A 20,910-nucleotide genomic window follows, 5' to 3' on the forward strand; every position below is an offset into this window, starting at 1 on the left:
CCGTCGCACGCCCCTCGTTGGCACCTGTACATGTCACACCCCACGTTCTGGACACGGAAGAGGACCCGATGACGATCCGCGTGATGCTCGTCGACGACCAGGTGCTGCTGCGCACCGGGTTCCGGATGGTGCTCGCCGCCCAGCCGGACATGGAGGTCGTCGCGGAGGCGGGGGACGGCGTCGAGGCCCTCCAGGTGCTGCGGGCCACCGCCGTGGACGTGGTCCTCATGGACGTGCGCATGCCGAAGCTGGACGGCGTGGAGGCCACCCGGCGGATCTGCTCCGAGCCCGAGCCGCCGAAGGTGCTGATCCTGACCACCTTCGACCTGGACGAGTACGCCTTCTCCGGGCTGAAGGCGGGCGCCTCCGGCTTCATGCTCAAGGACGTGCCGCCCGCTGATCTGCTCACCGCCATCCGCTCCGTGCACAGCGGCGACGCCGTGGTGGCGCCGTCCACCACCCGCCGGCTGCTGGACCGGTTCGCGCCGATGCTCCCCTCCGCGGGGCAGCAGCCGCAGCACAAGGAGCTGGAGCGGCTCACCGACCGGGAGCGCGAGGTCATGGTGCTGGTCGCGCAGGGCCTGTCGAACGGCGAGATCGCGGCCCGACTGGTGCTGTCCGAGGCGACCGTGAAGACCCACGTGGGCCGCATCCTGACCAAACTCGGCCTGCGCGACCGGGTCCAGGTCGTGGTCCTGGCCTATGAGACCGGCCTGGTCCGCGCGGGCGGCCACGGCTGACACCCTGCCCCGCACGCTGCGCGGCGTCGGCCGGGCGCGGCCTGCGACGGGCTGGTTGCAGCCCCCTCCGCCGCCCGCACCCCGCGGAGCGGGTCAGCGCAGGACGCCCTCGATGAAGTCGGTGCCCAGGCGGGCCACCACCGAGAGGTCGAGCTGGTGCTGGACGTAGCGGCCGCGGCGGCCGCTGGTGATCAGGCCCGCCCGTCTCAGCACCGCGAGGTGCCGGGAGATCTCGGGGGCGGACATGCCGTGCGCCTGCGCCAGTTCGCCCGTCGTGTGCGCGGCGCGGGCCAGGTGGCGGCACAGCCGCATCCGCACCGGGTGGGCCAGCGCCTCGAGGCGGAGCGTGAGCTGCTCGACCGAGGGCGCCTCGGGGTGGGAGCCGCTGACGGGGTAGGTGAGCGTGGGCTGCCAGCCGTACCGGTGCAGGACCAGCAGATGCGGCCAGCCCAGGCTGGTCGGCACCAGGACCAGGCCGCCGTCGCCGGTGGCCGTGCGGCCCACCAGGAGCTTGTCGACCGTGATCAGGCCGGCCTCCTCGTCCAGCGACACGGCGCCCGAGAGCGAGGAGAGGGCCTCGCCGAGGCCCTTGCGGCGCAGCAGATCGGTCCGGTGCCGGGCGTCCGCCGCGAGTTCGGGCCGGAGCCGGGCCCAGGTGTCGGCGAAGAACGCCTCATCGCAGTCGAGCAGGAGCTGCCGGAACCAGGCGCGGACCGCCGGCGGGTCCTCCAGCAGCCGCCGGGTGAACCGCTCCTGCACGACCCCGCGCGCGGCGGCCAGCTCCAGGGAGCGCCGGCGCATCACGGGGTCGTCGAGCGGGCCCGGGTCGGCCACGTCGTAGCGCAGCTGGCAGGTGAACTCCAGGGCCGCGTGGACGAACTGTTGGTCCGTCAGCCCGTCGAGCTGGTCCAGCTCCTCGGCCAGCGTGGCGCCCGGTCGCGCGCGCCCGCCCGGGATGCCCGCGAACGGGGCGAAGACGTCGGAGAACGTCGTGCGCCACAGGAAATCCGCCTCGCACAGCCGGTCGGCCAGGCCCGGGTCCAGCCCGGCCGTCACGGCGGTGGCCCACCCGCGCAGCCGCGGGTGGTGGCCGGGCTCGCTGAGCGCGTGCAGTGCCATCCCCAGCTCCGCCAGCGGGGAGGGCGTGAAGCTCACCCTTCGCCATCTCCCGGCGTCACCGGTGCCCAGGCCGTCCCCGGCGGCGGCCAGCCCGGTGATGTCGATGGTCACGCTCATGCCCCCATCGTGCACCCGGCCACCGACAGCGCCGGACCCCGGCCCGGCGCGTGACCTGCGCGAACCGGTCGTGGCCGCCTGCCCGCGGATCCCGGCACCGCGGGGACCCGGCACCGCAGGGTCACCACCGCAGCGTCGCGGCACCACTGGGTCACGGCAGCACGGGGCTATGGCACTGTCGGGCCACGGCACCGTTGGGCTACGGCACCGCCGGCAGGCGGGCCGCGAAGTCCCGCACCGCCGCGCGGACGTCGTCGGCCGTCCACTCCAGGCCCGCGGCCCGCACCGACACCTCGGTGCACGCGATGCCGGGCCCGGCGCCGGTCCAGGCGCTCGCGAAGAGCATCACCGACGTCTCCTCGGCCTGGCGCACGGCCGCCTCCGCCACCACGTCGGGCTCGTACGGCAGCCAGACCTGGAACTCGTGGGTGTGCGGCACCCCGGGGTGCACCCGCGACCAGGCCACCCCGGCCCCGGCGAAGCCCTCGCGCAGCGCGGCGGCCACCACGCGCGCGTGGCGCACGTATTCCGGCAGCCGGGGCAGCTCACGCTCCAGGCCGACCAGCGCGGACAGCACGGTCGGGAACTGCTGGAAGATCATGCCGCCGTACCGGTGCCGCCAGGTCCTCGCCTCCTCGACCAGCGTCCGCGGACCCGCGAGCGCGGCACCCCCGAGCCCGCCGAGGGACTTGTAGAACGACACGTAGACGCTGTCGGCCAGCCCCGCGATCTCCTCCAGCGGGCGCCCGAAGTGCTCGGCGCACTCCCACAGGCGCGCGCCGTCGAAGTGCACCACCGCGTCGCGCTCCCGCGCCGCCTCGACGAGTGCGGTCAGCTCCTCCCAGGACGGCAGCAGGAAACCGGCGTCCCTGAGGGGCAGTTCCAGCATCAGCGTGCCGAACGGCTCGGCGAGGTCGCGTATCTCCTCGGCCGTCGGCTGGCGCGGCTCGTCGGTCACGAGGATCGGGCGCAGACCGCTGACCTGGCTGAACGCGTGCCGCTCATGGACCTCGGGATGGGCGAGGGCGTGCAGCGCGACCGCCTGGTCGCCGGTGCGGCCCGCCCAGCAGCGCAGGGCCACCTGCTGGGCCATCGTGCCCGTCGGGAAGAAGGCGGCGGCCTCCGTGCCGAGCAGCGCCGCGACCCGCTCCTCCAGGGCGGCCACGACCCGGTTGCCGTAGATGTCGGCCGGCTCGTCCAGGTCGTACACCCCGGCCGCCGACTCGGTCAGGTGCGCCAGGCGCTCGCGCATCGTGCTGCCCCAGTCGGCGTGGGACAGCGTGCGCCGCGCCTGCCGCTGGGCCGCGGCGCGCCGTTCCCGCAGCAGCTCCGCCGCCGGCCGCTCCGCCGGCTCCGGCCGTGCCTGCCCCGCCGGCTGTTCTTCGTGCAGCTCACCCTTGTCAGTCATGCCGGGATCATCCCCCGCCCCGTCCCGCGCGGGCAGCGGATTTTCCCCGGGGTGCGGGGCGTGGGGAAACCCACAGCCTGTGGACGACCGGCCGCCGCCGCACCGGATAGCGTTAACATGACGAGAAATCGTCCGGTACCCAGTGCGGACTGGAACGGGAAGGCCGCCGTCGCGTGAGTACAGTCCACCAGCAAGACCTCAGGGACCGCCCCGCGCGGCTCACCGTCGGCGTCGTGGGCGCCGGCCGCGTGGGCCCCGCCCTGGCTGCCTCCCTCCAGCTCGCCGGACACCGCCCGGTGGCCGTCTCCGGAGTCTCCGAAGCCTCCCGCAGGCGCGCCGAGACGATGCTCCCGGACGTGCCGCTGGTGCCGCCCGCCGAGGTCCTCCAGCGCGCCGACCTCGTCCTGCTCACGGTCCCCGACGACGCCCTGCCCGGCCTGGTCGCCGGCCTCGCCGAGACCGGCGCGGTCCGGCCCGGACAGCTCCTCGTGCACACCTCGGGGCGGTACGGCGCGAAGGTGCTCGACCCCGCCCTGCGCGCGGGCGCCCTGCCCCTGGCGCTGCACCCGGCGATGACCTTCACCGGCACCCCGGTGGACGTCCAGCGCCTGGCGGGCTGCTCCTTCGGCGTCACCGCGCCCGCGGAACTGCGCCTGGCCGCCGAGGCCCTGGTCATCGAGATGGGCGGCGAGCCGGAGTGGATCGGCGAGGAGAACCGCCCGCTCTACCACGCGGCCCTCGCCCTGGGCGCCAACCACCTGGTGACCCTGGTCGCCCAATCCATGGAACTGCTGCGCACGGCCGGGGTCACGGCCCCCGACCGGATGCTGGGCCCGCTGCTCGGCGCCGCCCTGGACAACGCGCTGCGCTCCGGTGACGCGGCGCTCACCGGCCCGGTCGCGCGCGGGGACGCGGGCACCGTCGCCGCGCACGTCACCGAGTTGCGCAGGCACGCCCCGGGGACCGTGGCGGGCTACCTGGCGATGGCCCGCGCCACCGCCGACCGCGCCCTCGCCCACGGCCTGCTGAAGCCGGAGCTCGCCGAGGACCTGCTCGGCGTCCTGGCCGACGGCACCACCGGCACGGAAGGCACCGACGGCACCGACGGCACCGAGGGGAACGCCCGATGACCACCGCCCTGCTGAGCACCGCCGACGAGCTGCACGCGCGCGTGCGTCACGGCCGCCGCGCCGTCGTCATGACCATGGGCGCCCTGCACGAGGGCCACGCCACCCTGATCCGCGCCGCGCGCGAGATCGCCGGACGGGACGGCGAGGTCGTCGTCACCGTCTTCGTCAACCCGCTCCAGTTCGGTGCCGGCGAGGACCTCGACCGCTATCCCCGCACCCTCGAAGCCGACCTGAAGCTCGCCGAGCAGGCGGGCGCCGACGCGGTGTTCGCGCCCTCGGTGGACGAGGTGTACCCCGGCGGCCAGCCCCAGGTGCGGATCTCCGCGGGCCCGATGGGCGAGCGCCTGGAGGGAGCCGCGCGGCCCGGGCACTTCGACGGTGTGCTCACCGTCGTCGCCAAGCTGCTGCACCTCAGCCGCCCCGACGTGGCCCTGTTCGGGCAGAAGGACGCCCAGCAGCTCGCCCTGATCCGGCGCATGGTGCGGGACCTGAACTTCGGCGTCGAGATCGTCGGCGTCCCGACCGTGCGCGAGGCCGACGGGCTCGCCCTGTCCAGCCGCAACCGCTACCTGTCGCCCGACGAGCGCCGTACCGCCCTCGCCCTGTCCCGCGCCCTGTTCGCGGGGCGCGACCGGCACGCGGCGCAGGAGGCGCTGCGCGCCCGGGCCCGTGAGGTGCCCTCCACGCACGCGCGGGCCGAGGCGCTGAGCGCCATAGGCGAGTCCCGGGCGGCAGCCGACGCGCACGCCGTGGCCACGGCCGCCCCCGGCGGCCCCGCGGCCGTCCGCGCGGCCGCCCGCCAGGCCCTGGACGAGGCCGGCCGCGTGGAGCCCCCGCTGAAGCTGGACTACCTCGCCCTGGTGGATCCCTCGGACTTCACCGAGATCGGCGACGGCTTCACCGGCGAGGCCGTCCTCGCCGTGGCCGCCCGGGTGGGCACCACCCGGCTGATCGACAACATCCCCCTCACCTTCGGAAACCTCGGAGCCGCCTCGTGACCAGCACAGGCATACGACTGCACGCACCCGCGCCCGGGTGGTCGATCTCCGCGGACGTGGTCGTCGTCGGCTCCGGGGTGGCGGGCCTGACCGCCGCCCTGCGCTGCGAGGCCGCGGGCCTGACGACCGTCGTCGTCACCAAGGCCCGTCTGGACGACGGCTCCACGCGCTGGGCGCAGGGCGGCATCGCCGCCGCCCTGGGCGACGGCGACACCCCCGAGCAGCACCTCCAGGACACCCTGGTGGCGGGCGCCGGCCTGTGTGACGAGGAGGCCGTGCGGCTCCTCGTCACCGAGGGCCCCGACGCCGTGCGACGGCTCATCTCCACCGGTGCCCACTTCGACACCGACGACGGGGGCGACATCCAGCTCACCCGCGAGGGCGGCCACCACCGGCGCCGTATCGCGCACGCGGGCGGCGACGCGACCGGAGCGGAGATCTCCCGCGCCCTGGTGGAGGCGGTCCGCGCGCGCGGACTGCGCACCGTCGAGAACGCGCTGGTCCTGGACCTGCTCACGGACGCGGAGGGCCGCACCGCCGGCGTCACCCTGCACGTGATGGGCGAGGGCCAGCACGACGGCGTGGGCGCCGTGCACGCGCCCGCGGTCGTCCTCGCGACCGGCGGCATGGGCCAGGTGTTCTCCGCGACCACCAACCCGTCCGTGTCCACCGGCGACGGGGTGGCGCTCGCGCTGCGCGCCGGAGCCGAGGTCAGCGACCTGGAGTTCGTCCAGTTCCACCCGACCGTGCTGTTCCTCGGCGCGGACGCCGAGGGCCAGCAGCCGCTCGTCTCGGAGGCGGTGCGCGGCGAGGGCGCCCACCTGGTCGACGGCGACGGCGTGCGCTTCATGGTCGGCCAGCACGAGCTGGCCGAGCTGGCGCCCCGGGACATCGTCGCCAAGGGCATCACGCGGCGGATGCTGGAGCAGGACGCCGAGCACATGTTCCTCGACGCCCGGCACTTCGGCGCCGACATGTGGGAGCACCGCTTCCCGACCATCCTGGCCGCCTGCCGGGCCAACGGCATCGACCCGGTCACCGAACCCATCCCGATCGCACCGGCCGCCCACTACGCCTCCGGCGGCGTGCGCACCGACGCGCGCGGCCGGACGACCGTGCCCGGCCTGTACGCGTGCGGCGAGGTCGCCTGCACCGGCGTGCACGGCGCCAACCGGCTCGCCTCCAACTCCCTCCTCGAAGGGCTCGTCTACGCCGAGCGGATCGCCGCCGACATCGCCGCCGGGCACGCCGGGAACGGCCTGCACGCGCGCGTGCCCGCGCCGGTCCCGGTCCCCGAGCGGCCCGCGCACCCGCTGCTCGCCCCCGAGGCCCGGTTCGCCATCCAGCGGACCATGACCGACGGCGCGGGCGTGCTGCGCTCGGCGGAGTCCCTGGAGAAGGCCGCCGACCAGCTCCAGCGGCTGCACAGCGAGGCCCGCGACGCCCTGGACGAGAACGGCAAGACCGCCGAGCCGGGCGTCGACACCTGGGAGGCCACCAACCTCCTGTGCGTGGCCCGCGTCCTGGTCGCCGCCGCCCGGCTGCGCGAGGAGACCCGCGGCTGCCACTGGCGCGAGGACCGCGCCGAGCGCGACGACACCGCGTGGCGGCGCCACATCGTCGTACGGCTCAACCCGGACCGGTCCCTGGCCGTACACACCACCGACAGCGCGCATTTCCCCCCGACCCGGCACCACCGGCTTTCCCAGGAGCAGTGACAGACGTGAGCACCGACGACCTTCCCCTCGCCCCGACCGGCGGCTGCGGCGACGGCTGCGCCTGCGGCGCCGAGGGCGACGAGGAGTACCTGGAGAGCGGACTCGACCCCGCGCTCGCCGAGCTGCTGGCCGCCGCCGGGCTCGACCCCATCGAGGTCGAGGACATCGCCAACGTCGCCATCCAGGAGGACCTGGACGGCGGGGTGGACGTGACCACCGTCTCGACCATCCCCGAGGACGCGGTCGCCACCGGCGACTTCACCGTGCGCGAGGCCGGCGTGGTGGCCGGCCTGCGGGTCGCCGAGGCCGTGCTCTCCGTGGTCTGCACCGACGAGTTCGAGGTCGAGCGGCACGTCGAGGACGGCGACCGGGTCGAGGCCGGGCAGAAGCTGCTCTCGGTGACCACCCGCACGCGCGACCTGCTCACCGCCGAGCGCAGCGCCCTCAACATCCTGTGCCGCCTGTCCGGCATCGCGACCGCCACGCGCGCGTGGGCGGACGTGCTGGAGGGCACCGGGGCGCGCGTGCGCGACACCCGCAAGACGACGCCGGGCCTGCGCTCGCTGGAGAAGTTCGCCGTCCGCTGCGGCGGTGGCGTCAACCACCGCATGTCGCTCTCCGACGCCGCCCTGGTGAAGGACAACCACGTGGTGGCCGCCGGCGGTGTCGCGCAGGCGTTCAAGGCCGTGCGGGAGGCCTTCCCGGAGGTTCCCATCGAGGTCGAGGTCGACACCCTGCACCAGCTGCGCGAGGTCGTCGACGCGGGCGCGGACCTGATCCTGCTGGACAACTTCACGCCCGGCGAGTGCGCGGAGGCCGTCGGCATCGTCGCCGGCCGGGCGCTGCTGGAGGCCTCCGGCCGGCTCACGCTCGACACCGCACGCGCGTACGCCGAGACCGGCGTGGACTTCCTGGCGGTCGGCGCCCTCACCCACTCCTCGCCGATCCTCGACATCGGCCTGGACCTGCGCGAGGCGGAGTAACGGCCATGCTGCTCACGATCGACGTCGGTAACACGCACACCGTGCTCGGCCTGTTCGACGGCGAGGACATCGTCGAGCACTGGCGCATCTCCACGGACGCGCGCCGCACGGCGGACGAGCTGGCGGTGCTGCTGCAGGGCCTGATGGGCATGCACCCGCTGCTCGGGGACGAGCTGGGCGACGGCATCGACGGCATCGCGATCTGCGCGACCGTCCCGTCCGTGCTGCACGAGCTGCGCGAGGTCACCCGGCGCTACTACGGCGACGTGCCCGCGGTCCTGGTCGAGCCGGGCGTGAAGACGGGGGTGCCGATCCAGTTCGACAACCCCAAGGAGGTCGGCGCCGACCGCATCATCAACGCGGTCGCCGCGAACGAGCTGTACGGCGGCCCCGCGATCGTCGTCGACTTCGGCACGGCGACCACCTTTGACGCGGTCTCCGCGCGCGGGGAGTACGTCGGCGGGGTGATCGCCCCCGGCATCGAGATCTCGGTGGAGGCGCTCGGCGTCAAGGCCGCGCAGCTGCGGAAGATCGAGGTGGCGCGGCCCCGCAACGTGATCGGCAAGAGCACCGTCGAAGCCATGCAGTCGGGGATCGTGTACGGCTTCGCCGGCCAGGTCGACGGCGTGGTGGGCCGGATGGCCCGGGAGCTGGCAGACGACCCCGACGACGTCACCGTGATCGCCACGGGCGGGCTCGCGCCGATGGTGCTGGGCGAGTCCACGGTGATCGACGAGCACCAGCCGTGGCTGACCCTGATCGGCCTGCGCCTGGTCTACGAGCGGAACGTGTCGCGCATGTGAGCGCCGGCGCCCGTGACGGGCGCCGCACTCCGCCCGCCACGCGCGCACGTGGCCCCGGTCGGGCGAAACCCGGCCACGACACGCGGCGACACAACATCCCGATCTGTCACTTTTGTCCGATTAGCGATAGCGTCGCCGCATGCCCACGCCCTACGGATCCCGCGGCGGCATGGCGTTCGGTGCGGAGGAGCTGCGTGTGCTCCGCCGCGCGCTCGCCCTCGCCCTCCACCCCGGCCGAGCGTCCGCCGAGGACGTCAAGGACTGCTTCCGCCTCGCCGAGTCCCTCGACGAGGCGACGCGCGAGGCGGCCCGGCTGCGCGCCTTCCTCGTGGCCGACCTGGGCCGCTACCGCGCCGCCCTGCCGGGCACGGCCGCCGGCTATCTGGGGCTGCTGGAGGAGGCGCTGGGCGCCGGGCACCGGCCCACTCCGGACGACCTCGCCGCGCTCCGCGCGCTGCGCGGCAACCCCCGCGCGGCCGGTCTGCTGGACCGCTGCCAGGCGCTCGCCGAGCAGGACGTGCGCGCCCGCTTCGCGCAGGGCGCCCGCAGGGTCCCCGCGCCCGCCGTGCCGCCCTCCAGAACGCGCCTGCTGGCCCTTCCGGGCGGCGCGGGGGAGATCCCGGGCGTCCGGGCCGAGGAGGCGGAGAAACCCGCTCAGAAGCCCACTCCGGGCCCCGGGCCCGGCCAGCCGCCCGGACGGCCCGCCGAGCGCCCCGGCACCGAGCCGGGCCCCCCGAAGCGGCCCATCCCCACGCCGGGCGAGGTCTTCCCGCGCCGCAAGCCGCCCGCCGACCCGGCGCGGCCCGAGGAGTCCCGGCAGCTCGCCGCCGGCTGACCGGGCCGGTCCGCGCACCCCGCCCCTTTCGCCCCGAACCGGATGGCTACTCTGGATTCCATGGACTACGTCTCCGCGCTCGTGCCCCCGGTCGTCATGGCCCTGTTCTTCGTCGGTGTGGTCAGGGTGATCGTGAAGACCCAGGGCGGGGCCGCCAAGGCCAAGGAGGACGCGGCCGTGGACGCCGCCCTCGCCCGCTCGGAGGGCGTCCACCAGGCGTCCGTCGCCCGCGACGCCTGACGGCACCGCGTCCGACCTCCTCGCACCGGGGCCCCGTGCCCCGGTGCTTTTGCGCGTCGTACGCCCTTTTTGTCGCCGTTTGCCGCGTAAGCGCACGTCCGGCACGCCATTGACGGGATCTCCCACTATTGTTCTGAGCTGTGCCTCGCCCATTGGGAGAACTCGAAGACGCGGTCATGACGCGGGTGTGGAAGTGGAACCGCCCGGTGACCGTTCGAGAAGTCCTGGAAGACCTCCAGCAGGAACGGTCCATCGCGTACACCACCGTGATGACCGTTTTGGACAATCTCCATCAGAAGGGCTGGGTGCGCCGCGAGGCGGAAGGGCGCGCCTATCGATATGAGGCGGTCTCCACCCGGGCCGCGTACGCGGCCGCCCTCATGAACGACGCCTGGTCGCAGAGCGACAACCCGGCGGCCGCTCTCGTCGCCTTCTTCGGGATGATGAGCGAGGAACAGCGGCAGGCCCTCAGGGACGCCGTACGGATCGTGCGGGTTCCGGAAACACTGGAAGCCCCGCAAGCCCCGCAACCGCCACAGTCTCCCCAGGAGGAGAACCCCGGCTCGGCGGGGGAGGCGACCGGGCGATAGCGTCCGCTCATGGCACCAGAGCGCCCCGAAGTCACCGCAAAAGCCATCACCGTCCGGCGGGCCCGCACCAGCGATGTCCCGGCCGTCCGCCGGCTCCTCGACGCCTACGTCCGTGACCGCATCCTGCTCGACAAAGCGATGGTCACGCTTTACGAGGACATCCAGGAGTTCTGGGTCGCCGAACGCGACGACAACGCCGAGGTGGTCGGCTGCGGCGCGCTGCACGTCATGTGGGAAGACCTCGCGGAAGTGCGCACTCTCGCGGTGAAGCCCGGCCTCAAGGGCGCCGGTGTGGGACACCGGGTGCTGGAGAAGTTGCTGCAGACCGCGCGCTGGCTCGGTGTTCGGCGGGTTTTCTGCCTCACCTTCGAAGTGGACTTCTTCGGCAAGCACGGCTTCGTGGAGATCGGGGAGACACCGGTCGACACCGATGTGTACGCGGAGCTGTTGCGTTCCTATGACGAGGGCGTCGCCGAGTTCCTCGGTCTCGAACGAGTGAAACCGAACACCTTGGGCAACAGCCGGATGCTTCTGCATCTGTGATCGACATTGCCCGCGGTCCCTATGTCCGAAACGCGCATGTTTCCGGCCGTGGGCGGTCCCCCGGGGCTCTCCCAGGGGTTTGTGTTTTTCCGGCAAAAGCGGTTTGCTTTCCGACGTACTGCAGTACTGCATATAACAGGGGCGGCGAAACGGCGGACGCCGCGGACCCTTGACCCTCACGTTATCGATGAAAGGAAATCCGGTGGCACAGAAGGTTCAGGTCCTTCTTGTCGACGACCTCGACGGTGGCGAGGCGGACGAGACCGTGACGTTCGCGCTGGACGGCAAGACATACGAGATCGATCTCACGACCGCCAATGCGGACAAGCTGCGTGACCTTCTCGACCCGTATGTGAAGGGCGGTCGTCGTACCGGTGGCCGTGCCGCCGGCGGACGCGGAAAGGCGCGTGCCGCTTCCGGTGGCAACCAGGACACCGCGGCGATCCGCGCCTGGGCCAAGGAGAACGGCTACGAGGTCAACGACCGCGGCCGTGTTCCCGCTTCCATTCGCGAGGCCTACGAGAAGGCCAACGGCTGATTCCGCCGACAGGCGGGCGGTCCGGCGTCCAGGCGCCGCAGCCGGATGCGGTGGCATCGCGCCGCCACCGTGTCGACCAGTCGCACGAGATCGGGGGCGTCCTTCGGGCTCCCCATGGCCGGCAGCGCCGGCAGCGAGACCTCGACCTCGCCCCCGGGTACGGGGGGCCGCAGCCACGCGGCGGCCCCCTGGACGGAACCGGTGCGGGCGGGATCGCCGGGACCCGGCCGACGGCCGACGCCCGCACCGCCGGGCGGCACCGGCGCCTCCATCGCGCCGCCCGCGCCCAGGACCTCCAGGTCCAGCGCCAGCGGTCCCCATTCCAGCCAGTCCAGCACCCCGGGCAGTTCCTCCGCGCTGCCCGCCGCCACCAGCAGCCGCATCCGGTCGCCCCGCAGGGCCACCGGTGAGCCCGGCGCGAGGTGCCTGAGCGCGTCGGCACCGGCCTCGGCGGGCACGTCGAGGACGTCGAACCGCAGCCCCGTGACCAGCCGCAGCGGCCGTCCGGGCACGGTCGCCCACCCCAGTTCGTTCTCGTACCAGTGCCGGGCCCGGGACTCCGGGCCTCGCGGGAGGTCGCGGGCAGCCGTGCCGAGCGGAAGACGGGGCGGGGGGAGAAGGGGGACCGTGGAGAGTGTGGAAACGGTACGGACCGAGCCAGCCATGCCCAGTGCAACCGCCGAAGCGGCCCGAGGGTTACGCTGTGTGTGATCATGATCGCACACGGTGCCTGAGAAGGGGGCGCGCGGGGGCCGGGGGAGGCGCGAGGTTGTTCGCCCATAGCGGAGGGATCCGGGGCGCGCGGCATGGACCGTCCGTCACCGCGGGTAAGACATGCCTAGTGGGAGGGGGCGACGCGCGGGAAGGGCCGTCTCACGTTCGCCATCGGCGTAGTGGCGAGTGGGGTAACTGCCTGGCCTGCGGGAACATCGTCTCGCACCATCGGGTTGGAGCAGATGTCGGCGTTCGGGGTCAGGAGGCCATCGACGGTGTCGGCAGTTGGAATGAGCGGTCCCCGCTTGCGGGACTAAGCTGCGGAAGGACAGGGAGGGGAAGTTCCCCCCACTGCCTGACCGCTCTGAGGAGCGATTAACGATGTTCGAGAGGTTCACCGACCGCGCGCGGCGGGTTGTCGTCCTGGCTCAGGAAGAAGCCCGGATGCTCAACCACAACTACATCGGCACCGAGCACATCCTCCTGGGTCTCATCCACGAGGGCGAAGGTGTCGCCGCTAAGGCCCTGGAGAGCCTCGGCATTTCGCTTGAGGCGGTCCGCCAGCAGGTGGAGGAGATCATCGGTCAGGGCCAGCAGGCCCCGTCCGGCCACATCCCCTTCACCCCCCGTGCCAAGAAGGTCCTGGAGCTGTCGCTCCGCGAGGCCCTTCAGCTGGGCCACAACTACATCGGCACGGAGCACATCCTGCTCGGCCTGATCCGCGAGGGCGAGGGCGTCGCCGCCCAGGTCCTGGTCAAGCTGGGCGCAGACCTCAACCGGGTGCGGCAGCAGGTGATCCAGCTGCTCTCCGGTTACCAGGGCAAGGAGACCGCCACCGCCGGCGGCCCGGCCGAGGGCACGCCCTCGACCTCTCTGGTCCTGGACCAGTTCGGCCGGAACCTCACCCAGGCCGCTCGTGAGTCCAAGCTCGACCCGGTCATCGGGCGCGAGAAGGAGATCGAGCGGGTCATGCAGGTGCTGTCCCGCCGCACCAAGAACAACCCGGTGCTGATCGGTGAGCCCGGCGTCGGCAAGACCGCCGTCGTCGAGGGCCTCGCCCAGGCCATCGTCAAGGGCGAGGTGCCCGAGACCCTCAAGGACAAGCACCTCTACACCCTCGACCTCGGCGCGCTGGTGGCCGGCTCCCGCTACCGCGGTGACTTCGAGGAGCGCCTGAAGAAGGTGCTCAAGGAGATCCGCACCCGCGGCGACATCATCCTGTTCATCGACGAGCTGCACACGCTGGTCGGTGCGGGTGCCGCCGAGGGCGCCATCGACGCCGCCTCCATCCTGAAGCCGATGCTGGCCCGTGGTGAGCTCCAGACCATCGGTGCGACCACGCTGGACGAGTACCGCAAGCACCTGGAGAAGGACGCGGCCCTCGAGCGCCGCTTCCAGCCCATCCAGGTCGCGGAGCCGTCCCTGCCGCACACGATCGAGATCCTCAAGGGTCTGCGCGACCGGTACGAGGCGCACCACCGCGTGTCCATCACGGACGAGGCGCTGGTCCAGGCCGCCACGCTGGCCGACCGCTACATCTCGGACCGCTTCCTGCCGGACAAGGCGATCGACCTGATCGACGAGGCCGGTTCCCGGATGCGCATCCGCCGGATGACCGCGCCGCCGGACCTGCGCGAGTTCGACGAGAAGATCGCCGCCGTCCGCCGGGACAAGGAGTCCGCGATCGACTCGCAGGACTTCGAGAAGGCCGCCTCCCTGCGCGACAAGGAGAAGCAGCTCCTGGCCGCCAAGGCCAAGCGGGAGAAGGAGTGGAAGGCCGGCGACATGGACGTCGTCGCCGAGGTCGACGGCGAGCTGATCGCCGAGGTCCTCGCCACGGCCACGGGCATCCCGGTCTTCAAGCTGACCGAGGAGGAGTCCAGCCGCCTGCTCCGCATGGAGGACGAGCTCCACAAGCGGGTCATCGGCCAGGTCGACGCCGTCAAGGCGCTGTCGAAGGCGATCCGCCGTACGCGTGCCGGTCTGAAGGACCCGAAGCGTCCCGGTGGTTCGTTCATCTTCGCCGGCCCGTCCGGTGTCGGTAAGACCGAGCTGTCCAAGGCGCTCGCCGAGTTCCTCTTCGGCGACGAGGACGCGCTGATCTCCCTCGACATGTCGGAGTTCAGCGAGAAGCACACGGTCTCGCGTCTCTTCGGTTCGCCCCCCGGCTACGTGGGCTACGAGGAGGGCGGCCAGCTGACCGAGAAGGTCCGCCGCAAGCCGTTCTCCGTCGTCCTCTTCGACGAGGTCGAGAAGGCGCACCCGGACATCTTCAACTCGCTGCTGCAGATCCTGGAGGACGGTCGTCTGACCGACTCCCAGGGCCGGGTCGTGGACTTCAAGAACACGGTCATCATCATGACGACCAACCTCGGCACCCGGGACATCTCCAAGGGCTTCAACCTGGGCTTCGCGGCCTCGGGTGACACGAAGACCAACTACGAGCGCATGAAGAACAAGGTCCAGGACGAGCTCAAGCAGCACTTCCGGCCCGAGTTCCTCAACCGCGTCGACGACGTGGTCGTCTTCCCGCAGCTGACGCAGGAGGACATCCTGCGGATCGTCGACCTGATGATCAGCAAGGTGGACGAGCGCCTGAAGGACCGGGACATGGGCATCGAGCTCTCCCAGTCCGCCAAGGAGCTGCTGTCCAAGAAGGGTTACGACCCGGTGCTGGGCGCGCGTCCGCTGCGCCGCACGATCCAGCGTGAGGTCGAGGACACGCTCTCGGAGAAGATCCTCTTCGGCGAGCTGCGTCCCGGTCACATCGTGGTCGTGGACACCGAGGGCGAGGGCGACGCCGCCACCTTCACCTTCCGGGGTGAGGAGAAGTCGGCGCTGCCGGACGTCCCGCCGATCGAGCAGGCGGCCGGCGGTGCCGGGCCGAACCTGAGCAAGGACGCGTAAGCGTCACGGCCGAAAGGGGCCGGTGCCTTCGGGCACCGGCCCCTTTCGCATGCCCGTGAGCCGCCGGTTACGACAACTGACCGTCGTAGTCGGGCAGTTTGTACGTCTTCTCGGCGTGGCCGCCCGACAGGTCGGTGGCGCTGTTGCCGATGTTCGCGATGATCGTGTAACCCTTGCGCTCGATGTCGGTGCGCTGGGCCGTCTTGTAGGCGGCGACGTCCTTGAAGAGGTCGAGGAAGCCGCGGACGTAGAGCCCGGAGACGTCGTAGCCGTCGTACTTCAGGTTCCACTCGGTGGGGTCTTCGATGATGCCCGGGCGGGCGGTGACGAAGAACAGCGAGACGCCGTGCGCCTGGGCGTACTTGGCGACGTCCAGCACCGGCTTGTTGGCCGGCTGCGGGAAGTGGAAGCCGAAGTCGGTCTCCAGCGTGGTGTTGTCGATGTCGAAGACGATGGCCTGCTTCTCGCCGGGCCCGGCGGCGGCGATGCGGTCCTTGAGGTACGGCAGGGCCTGGTCCATGACGGCCTGGCAGTCCTTCTGCCAGGTCGCGTAGTCGACCTTGGCGGCGGACGCTGACGCGCCGGCCGGGGCGGAGGCGGTGCCGTCGGTGCCCGCGGCCGTACCGGCGGCCTCGGCGGGCACCGCCAGCGCGGCCAGCGCGGCCACGGAGACGGCGGTGGCGGATATGCGGCGCGCCCAGGGGCGTCTGGTCATCGGTGGGGGTCCTCTCACGTCCGTACGCTGCACGGCCTGAACAAGTGGTGTCAGGTGCATGATCTTTGGTGAGGGTGGCGCGAGGGGAACCGTAGGGTTACCGAAGGGTAGGTCGCTAGAGGCCTGCGTCACATTTAATCGGTCGGGGATTCCGGGGGCCGGTGACATGCCGCACAGGCGAAATGTCCGGTACTAGCCGCGATAGTGGGAATTCCTGCCCGGACAAAGGGGACTTTAGTCACCCAACTTAACGGAAAGCCGCCGCTGGTGGGGCTATCCAGGGAGTGGGTGATCTGTCGGGCCTGTCAAGAAGTGCCCGATATTCGGCTCGTGTACTAAATGACGCCGTACTCAGGGGGTTTGAGCGGGGTTGGGAAGTCGGGTTACCAATGAATCGCCCCACCGGCGAACGTCTCTGTGCCGGGCGGTCGTTCTGTCCCCGAATCTCCATGAGGTCTCGCATGTTCCAGCGCTTCACGTCCCGCACCACCCGTACGTCCTCCCTCCGCAACCGCGTGGCCGTGCTGGCCGCCGGAGCCGGCGTCACGGCCGTGCTGGGTGCCGGGGTCGCGAGCGCCGCGACGCCGCCCGCCGCCGCCTGGGTGGACCCGGTGAAGCAGTACACGCTCTCCGCCAGCTTCATGCAGGACGGCGCCCACTGGGCGCACAAGCACAGCGGTCAGGACTTCGCCGTGCCGACCGGCACCGAGGTTCTCGCCGCGCACGGCGGCACCGTCGTCAAGGCCGGCCCCAACGGCGCCGGTGACGGCCCGGCGTACGGCAACGCCATCGTCATCAAGCACGGCAACGGCACCTACTCGCAGTACGCGCACCTGTCCCGGATCGACGTCAAGGTCGGCCAGGTCGTCAAGACCGGTCAGCACATCGCCCTCTCGGGCAGCACCGGCAACTCGACCGGCCCGCACCTGCACTTCGAGATCCGTACGACCCCGAACTACGGCTCCGCGATCAACCCGGTCGACTTCCTGCACGCCAAGGGCGTGAAGGTCTGATCTAGTCCCTCCGGTGGGCGTGTTCGTGCGCCTGCGCGATGAGGTCCAGGGCGACTTCGAGAACGGCCTCGTGCTTCTTCTCGGGGTCGCCTTCGAGGTCCTGCATCACGAACATCCCCGCGTGCAGCGTGAACATCGCGCTGACGGACCGCACCTGGTCCACGAGTTCGGCCTCGGGGTCTATGAGGATGTCCCGCAGGCCGCGCATCCGGTCCTTGAACGTGTCGCCGATGCGCAGTTCCCTGACCGTCGCCTGGTTCTCCTGCATGAAGCGGAACAACGGCTCGGCGCCGCACAGGGCCTCGCTGTAGCGGCGCACCAGGTCCTGCTTGGTCTCCAGGGTGGGCGGCTGGCTGCGGCCCCACTCGATCAGGTCCTCGATCGGCTGCGTCAGGTCCGCGAAGAGGCTGACGATGATCTCTTCCTTGGTCTTGAAGTGGTAGTAAAGGGCCGCCTTCGTGACGTCGAGGCGCTCGGCGATCTCACGCAGGGAGGTCTTCTCGTAGCCCTGCTCGGCGAAGAGTTCGAGTGCGACGTCCTGGATGCGCTGGCGGGTGTTTCCGCGGCGCTGCTGCTTGGTGCCGTCCATGGTGACGCCCATCCTCGTACTCCTCGCGCTCCCGCGGAAACTTACTTGACGCCCGGCTAGTTACGGGCTTACCTTCTCCAGTGTAATGAACTAGCCGGGCGGCAAGTAAGTAGCAGTCGTCAGGGGGAGTGGGAGAGATGGCGGACACGCAAGCGGCCGTGGCGGGCCAGACGCAGCCGGAGCAGCCGGAGAAACAGCCGAAGAGCGTCCGGGTGGTCCTGCTCGCGCTCATGATCGCGATGATGCTCGCGATGCTCGACAACATGATCGTGGGTACGGCGATGCCGACGATCGTGGGCGATCTGGGCGGCCTGGAGCACCTGTCCTGGGTGGTCACCGGGTACACCCTGGCCACCGCGGCCTCGACCCCCATCTGGGGCAAGGTCGGCGACATGTACGGGCGCAAGGGCGCCTTCCTCAGCTCGATCGTGATCTTCCTGATCGGCTCCGCGCTGAGCGGCATGGCGCAGGACATGGGCCAGCTCATCGGTTTCCGCGCCGTTCAGGGGCTCGGCGCCGGCGGTCTCATGGTCGGCGTCATGGCGATCATCGGCGACCTCATACCGCCGCGGGAGCGCGGCAAGTACCAGGGCATGATGGCCGGCGTGATGGCGCTGGCCATGATCGGCGGCCCGCTGGTCGGCGGCACGATCACCGACAACTGGGGCTGGCGCTGGGCCTTCTACATCAACCTGCCGCTCGGCGCCGTGGCGCTGGCGCTGGTCACCGCCGTGCTGCACCTGCCGAGGAAGCGGTCCAAGGCGGGCATCGACTACCTCGGCGTCGTGCTGCTCACCGTCGGCATCACCTCCATCGTGCTGGTCACCACCTGGGGCGGCACGGAGTACGCCTGGACGTCCGCGCGGATCATGGAGCTGATCGGCATCGGCGTCGCCACGCTGGTCGGGTTCGTCTTCTGGCAGACCCGCGCCTCCGAGCCGGTGCTGCCGCTGCACATCTTCCGCAGCCGCAACTTCACCCTCATGTCGGTCATCGGCTTCATCACCGGCTTCGTGATGTTCGGCGCCACCCTCTACCTGCCGCTCTACCAGCAGTCGGTGCAGGGCGCCTCGGCCACCAACTCGGGCCTGCTGCTCCTGCCGATGCTCGGCGCGATGCTCGTGACCTCCATGGTCGCGGGCCGGGTCACCACCAACAGCGGCCGCTACAAGGCCTTCCCGATCGTCGGCGGCGCGCTGATGATCACCGGTCTCTACCTGCTGTCGCTGATGGACACCGGGACCACCCGGCTGACCTCCGGCGTCTACATGGCCGTGCTGGGCGCGGGCATGGGCTGCCTGATGCAGATCACCATGCTGGTGGCGCAGAACAGCGTGCAGATGAAGGACATGGGCGTCGCCTCCTCGTCCACCACCCTGTTCCGTACGCTCGGCTCCTCGTTCGGCGTGGCCATCATGGGCGCCCTGTTCAACCACAAGGTCCAGGACGTCATGGCGACCCGGGCCGGCGCGCTGGGCAAGCAGATGACCGAGAAGTCCGCCGCGCTGGACGCCAAGCACATCAACATGCTGCCCGCCCCCCTCCGGGAGGCGTACCAGCACGCGGTGTCGGCCGGTACGCACTCGGCGTTCCTGCTGGGTGCGGTGATCGCGGTGGTCGTGCTGGTCGCCGCCCTGTTCGTCAAGGAGGTGCCGCTCAAGGGCGGCCCGCAGAAGCCCGCGGAAGGCGCCGAAGCGGTGCCGGCTCCGGTGATCGAAGCCGTCTGAGCCACCCCTGACCGAAGGCCCCCGGCTGGTGTCCGCCCCGGGGGCCTTCGCCGTGCCCGAGCCGCTGTCGGGCCCCCGGCCGGCACCGGCCACCGGCCCGGGTCCCGCGCGCGAGCCGTCAGGCGGCGCCGCCGGACAGCGGCAGCATCGGATGGCTGCCCGTGTTCGTCGGGGCGTGCTCCGGGAGCCAGAGGACGGCGACCGCGCCCTCGGCCGGGACGTGGCCGGGGAGGCCGGCGGGCCGCACGTTGCGGAAGGTCAGGCGGGCGCCCAGCACCCGGGCCTGGCCGGCCGCGATGGTCAGGCCCAGGCCGTGGCCCTGCCCGGCGCGGTCCATGCTGCCGGTGCGGAAGCGGCTCGGGCCCTCGTCGAGCAGTTCCTCCGGGAAGCCGGGGCCGTGGTCGCGGACCCGGATGACCCGGCCCTCGACGGTGACCTCGATCGGCGGCCGGCCGTGCCGGGCGGCGTTGGCGAGCAGGTTGAACAGCACCCGTTCGAGCCGCCGCGGGTCGGTGGTGACCGCAGACTCGTGCACCACGCGTACGGCGACGGCCGGGTCCCTGGCGGCCACGCGCCGGGCCACGAACTCGCCCAGCATGATGTCCTGCAGCTCGGCCCGCTCGGAGGCGCTGTCCAGCCGGGCCACCTCCAGCACGTCCTCGACGAGGGTGCGCATCGCCTTGGCCCGGTCCAGGACGAGCTCCGTCGGGCGGCCGGGCGGCAGCAGTTCGGCGGCCGTGAGCAGGCCGGTCACCGGGGTGCGCAGCTCGTGCGCGATGTCCGCGGTGACCCGCCGCTCGGCCTCCAGGCGCTGGCGCAGCGCGTCCGCCATGGCGTCGACCGCGCGGGCGAGGTCGTCGGTCTCGTCCCGCACCACGCCGCCGATGGCCTCCCGGACCCGTACGTCGGTCTCGCCCTTGGCCACCTGGCCCGCGGCGGCGGCCGCCTTGCGCAGCCGCCGCGAGAGCTGCCCGCCGATCAGCACGCCGAGCGCGCTGCCGCCGAACACCACCGCGATGGACCCGATGACCAGGGCCTGGTCGAGGTCCTTCATCACGTCCGTGGAGCGGTCGGGGAAGTGGGTGTGCAGGGACAGCACATGGCCGTCCTTGACCGGTACGGCCGCCCAGATGTCCGGCGGCCCCCCGCCGCGCTCCGAGACGTCGCTGGCCCTGCGGCCCTCTTGGACCTTCTCGCGCAGGGCGCCCGGCAGCTCCGGATCGTCGATCTTGATGTCCGGGAAGTTCGTCCGCTTGTACCGCTCGTAGTTGCCCTGCGCGATCTGCACCCGGGCGTTGGCCAGGTCGCGCGCGTTGTCCAGCATCGAGACCCGGGCCGCGTTGTGCACGACCAGGCTCAGCGCGATCGCCACGAGCCCGGCGACCAGCGCGATCGCCGCGCTGAGCTTCCATCTGAGCCCGGTGCGCAGGCCGGCCCTCTCCATGTGCCGGACCGGGTGCCGAATGATCCCCCGCATGCCGCG

Annotated in this window: 20 protein-coding genes; 14 read left to right on the plus strand and 6 right to left on the minus strand. The window is 71.9% G+C overall.

Going from position 1 to position 20,910, the window contains the following annotated elements; translation table 11 throughout:
* Nucleotides 1–68 precede the first annotated feature (68 nt).
* A complete protein-coding gene (locus B446_RS20850; protein WP_020941422.1) occupies nucleotides 69–740 on the plus strand; it encodes a response regulator transcription factor in 672 nt (223 codons plus the stop codon).
* A gap of 93 nt (nucleotides 741–833) precedes the next feature.
* Here B446_RS20850 and B446_RS20855 read toward each other — a convergent pair whose 3' ends face one another.
* Nucleotides 834–1,976 carry a DUF5937 family protein gene (locus B446_RS20855; protein ID WP_020941423.1) on the minus strand — a complete coding sequence of 381 codons (1,143 nt, stop codon included), beginning with the start codon at nucleotides 1,974–1,976 and terminating at the stop codon, nucleotides 834–836.
* A gap of 199 nt (nucleotides 1,977–2,175) precedes the next feature.
* Nucleotides 2,176–3,384, minus strand: coding sequence for a threonine aldolase family protein (locus B446_RS20860; protein ID WP_020941424.1), 1,209 nt, complete (start codon nucleotides 3,382–3,384; stop codon nucleotides 2,176–2,178).
* Nucleotides 3,385–3,557: 173 nt separating this feature from the next.
* Between B446_RS20860 and B446_RS20865 the strand changes: the two genes are divergently transcribed.
* From B446_RS20865 to B446_RS20910, 10 genes are all read left to right on the plus strand, one after another.
* A complete protein-coding gene (locus B446_RS20865) occupies nucleotides 3,558–4,514 on the plus strand; it encodes a Rossmann-like and DUF2520 domain-containing protein (protein ID WP_020941425.1) in 957 nt (318 codons plus the stop codon).
* Complete coding sequence (gene panC / locus B446_RS20870) at nucleotides 4,511–5,512, plus strand: pantoate--beta-alanine ligase (RefSeq protein WP_020941426.1); 1,002 nt, start codon at nucleotides 4,511–4,513, stop codon at nucleotides 5,510–5,512. Before B446_RS20865 ends, panC begins: the two co-directional genes overlap by 4 nt.
* The gene (locus B446_RS20875; protein ID WP_043476162.1) at nucleotides 5,509–7,230 is read left to right on the plus strand and encodes an L-aspartate oxidase; all 1,722 of its coding nucleotides are present in this window, start codon (nucleotides 5,509–5,511) and stop codon (nucleotides 7,228–7,230) included. The genes panC and B446_RS20875 overlap by 4 nt, the downstream gene beginning before the upstream one ends.
* Before the next feature lie 5 nt (nucleotides 7,231–7,235).
* Nucleotides 7,236–8,213 (plus strand): carboxylating nicotinate-nucleotide diphosphorylase, encoded by a 978-nt coding sequence (nadC, locus tag B446_RS20880; protein ID WP_020941428.1) that lies wholly within the window; start codon nucleotides 7,236–7,238, stop codon nucleotides 8,211–8,213.
* Nucleotides 8,214–8,218: 5 nt separating this feature from the next.
* Nucleotides 8,219–9,016 carry a type III pantothenate kinase gene (locus B446_RS20885; protein WP_020941429.1) on the plus strand — a complete coding sequence of 266 codons (798 nt, stop codon included), beginning with the start codon at nucleotides 8,219–8,221 and terminating at the stop codon, nucleotides 9,014–9,016.
* 169 nt (nucleotides 9,017–9,185) lie between these two features.
* The gene (locus tag B446_RS20890; RefSeq protein WP_020941430.1) at nucleotides 9,186–9,851 is read left to right on the plus strand and encodes a hypothetical protein; all 666 of its coding nucleotides are present in this window, start codon (nucleotides 9,186–9,188) and stop codon (nucleotides 9,849–9,851) included.
* A 60-nt stretch (nucleotides 9,852–9,911) separates the two neighbouring features.
* Nucleotides 9,912–10,091 carry a hypothetical protein gene (locus tag B446_RS20895; protein ID WP_020941431.1) on the plus strand — a complete coding sequence of 60 codons (180 nt, stop codon included), beginning with the start codon at nucleotides 9,912–9,914 and terminating at the stop codon, nucleotides 10,089–10,091.
* Between the two features lie 176 nt (nucleotides 10,092–10,267).
* On the plus strand, nucleotides 10,268–10,681 hold the full coding sequence (locus B446_RS20900; protein ID WP_043476165.1) for a BlaI/MecI/CopY family transcriptional regulator: 414 nt from the start codon (nucleotides 10,268–10,270) through the stop codon (nucleotides 10,679–10,681).
* A gap of 9 nt (nucleotides 10,682–10,690) precedes the next feature.
* On the plus strand, nucleotides 10,691–11,224 hold the full coding sequence (locus tag B446_RS20905; RefSeq protein WP_020941433.1) for an amino-acid N-acetyltransferase: 534 nt from the start codon (nucleotides 10,691–10,693) through the stop codon (nucleotides 11,222–11,224).
* Between the two features lie 202 nt (nucleotides 11,225–11,426).
* Nucleotides 11,427–11,762: a histone-like nucleoid-structuring protein Lsr2 gene (locus tag B446_RS20910; RefSeq protein ID WP_020941434.1), complete on the plus strand. Its 336-nt coding sequence runs from the start codon at nucleotides 11,427–11,429 to the stop codon at nucleotides 11,760–11,762.
* On the opposite strand, the gene B446_RS20915 is transcribed toward B446_RS20910, so the two are convergent.
* Nucleotides 11,741–12,427, minus strand: coding sequence for an SCO3374 family protein (locus B446_RS20915; RefSeq protein WP_193384478.1), 687 nt, complete (start codon nucleotides 12,425–12,427; stop codon nucleotides 11,741–11,743). The two genes, B446_RS20910 and B446_RS20915, sit on opposite strands and share 22 nt — an antisense overlap.
* Before the next feature lie 430 nt (nucleotides 12,428–12,857).
* On the opposite strand from B446_RS20915, the gene B446_RS20920 reads away from it, so the two are divergent.
* Nucleotides 12,858–15,383 (plus strand): ATP-dependent Clp protease ATP-binding subunit, encoded by a 2,526-nt coding sequence (locus B446_RS20920; protein WP_020941436.1) that lies wholly within the window; start codon nucleotides 12,858–12,860, stop codon nucleotides 15,381–15,383.
* Nucleotides 15,384–15,450: 67 nt separating this feature from the next.
* Here B446_RS20920 and B446_RS20925 read toward each other — a convergent pair whose 3' ends face one another.
* Nucleotides 15,451–16,098, minus strand: a complete 648-nt coding sequence (locus B446_RS20925; protein WP_020941437.1) for an HAD family acid phosphatase — start codon at nucleotides 16,096–16,098, stop codon at nucleotides 15,451–15,453.
* A gap of 461 nt (nucleotides 16,099–16,559) precedes the next feature.
* On the opposite strand from B446_RS20925, the gene B446_RS20930 reads away from it, so the two are divergent.
* Nucleotides 16,560–17,111, plus strand: coding sequence for a M23 family metallopeptidase (locus B446_RS20930; protein ID WP_020941438.1), 552 nt, complete (start codon nucleotides 16,560–16,562; stop codon nucleotides 17,109–17,111).
* 1 nt (nucleotide 17,112) lies between these two features.
* On the opposite strand, the gene B446_RS20935 is transcribed toward B446_RS20930, so the two are convergent.
* Nucleotides 17,113–17,712, minus strand: coding sequence for a TetR/AcrR family transcriptional regulator (locus B446_RS20935; RefSeq protein ID WP_020941439.1), 600 nt, complete (start codon nucleotides 17,710–17,712; stop codon nucleotides 17,113–17,115).
* 125 nt (nucleotides 17,713–17,837) lie between these two features.
* Between B446_RS20935 and B446_RS20940 the strand changes: the two genes are divergently transcribed.
* Nucleotides 17,838–19,427 (plus strand): MDR family MFS transporter, encoded by a 1,590-nt coding sequence (locus B446_RS20940; protein ID WP_020941440.1) that lies wholly within the window; start codon nucleotides 17,838–17,840, stop codon nucleotides 19,425–19,427.
* 118 nt (nucleotides 19,428–19,545) lie between these two features.
* Here B446_RS20940 and cseC read toward each other — a convergent pair whose 3' ends face one another.
* Nucleotides 19,546–20,904 (minus strand): two-component system sensor histidine kinase CseC, encoded by a 1,359-nt coding sequence (gene cseC, locus B446_RS20945; RefSeq protein WP_020941441.1) that lies wholly within the window; start codon nucleotides 20,902–20,904, stop codon nucleotides 19,546–19,548.
* Between the last annotated feature and the right edge of the window lie 6 nt (nucleotides 20,905–20,910).

Source organism: Streptomyces collinus Tu 365 (assembly GCF_000444875.1).
Lineage (GTDB): Bacteria > Actinomycetota > Actinomycetes > Streptomycetales > Streptomycetaceae > Streptomyces > Streptomyces collinus_A.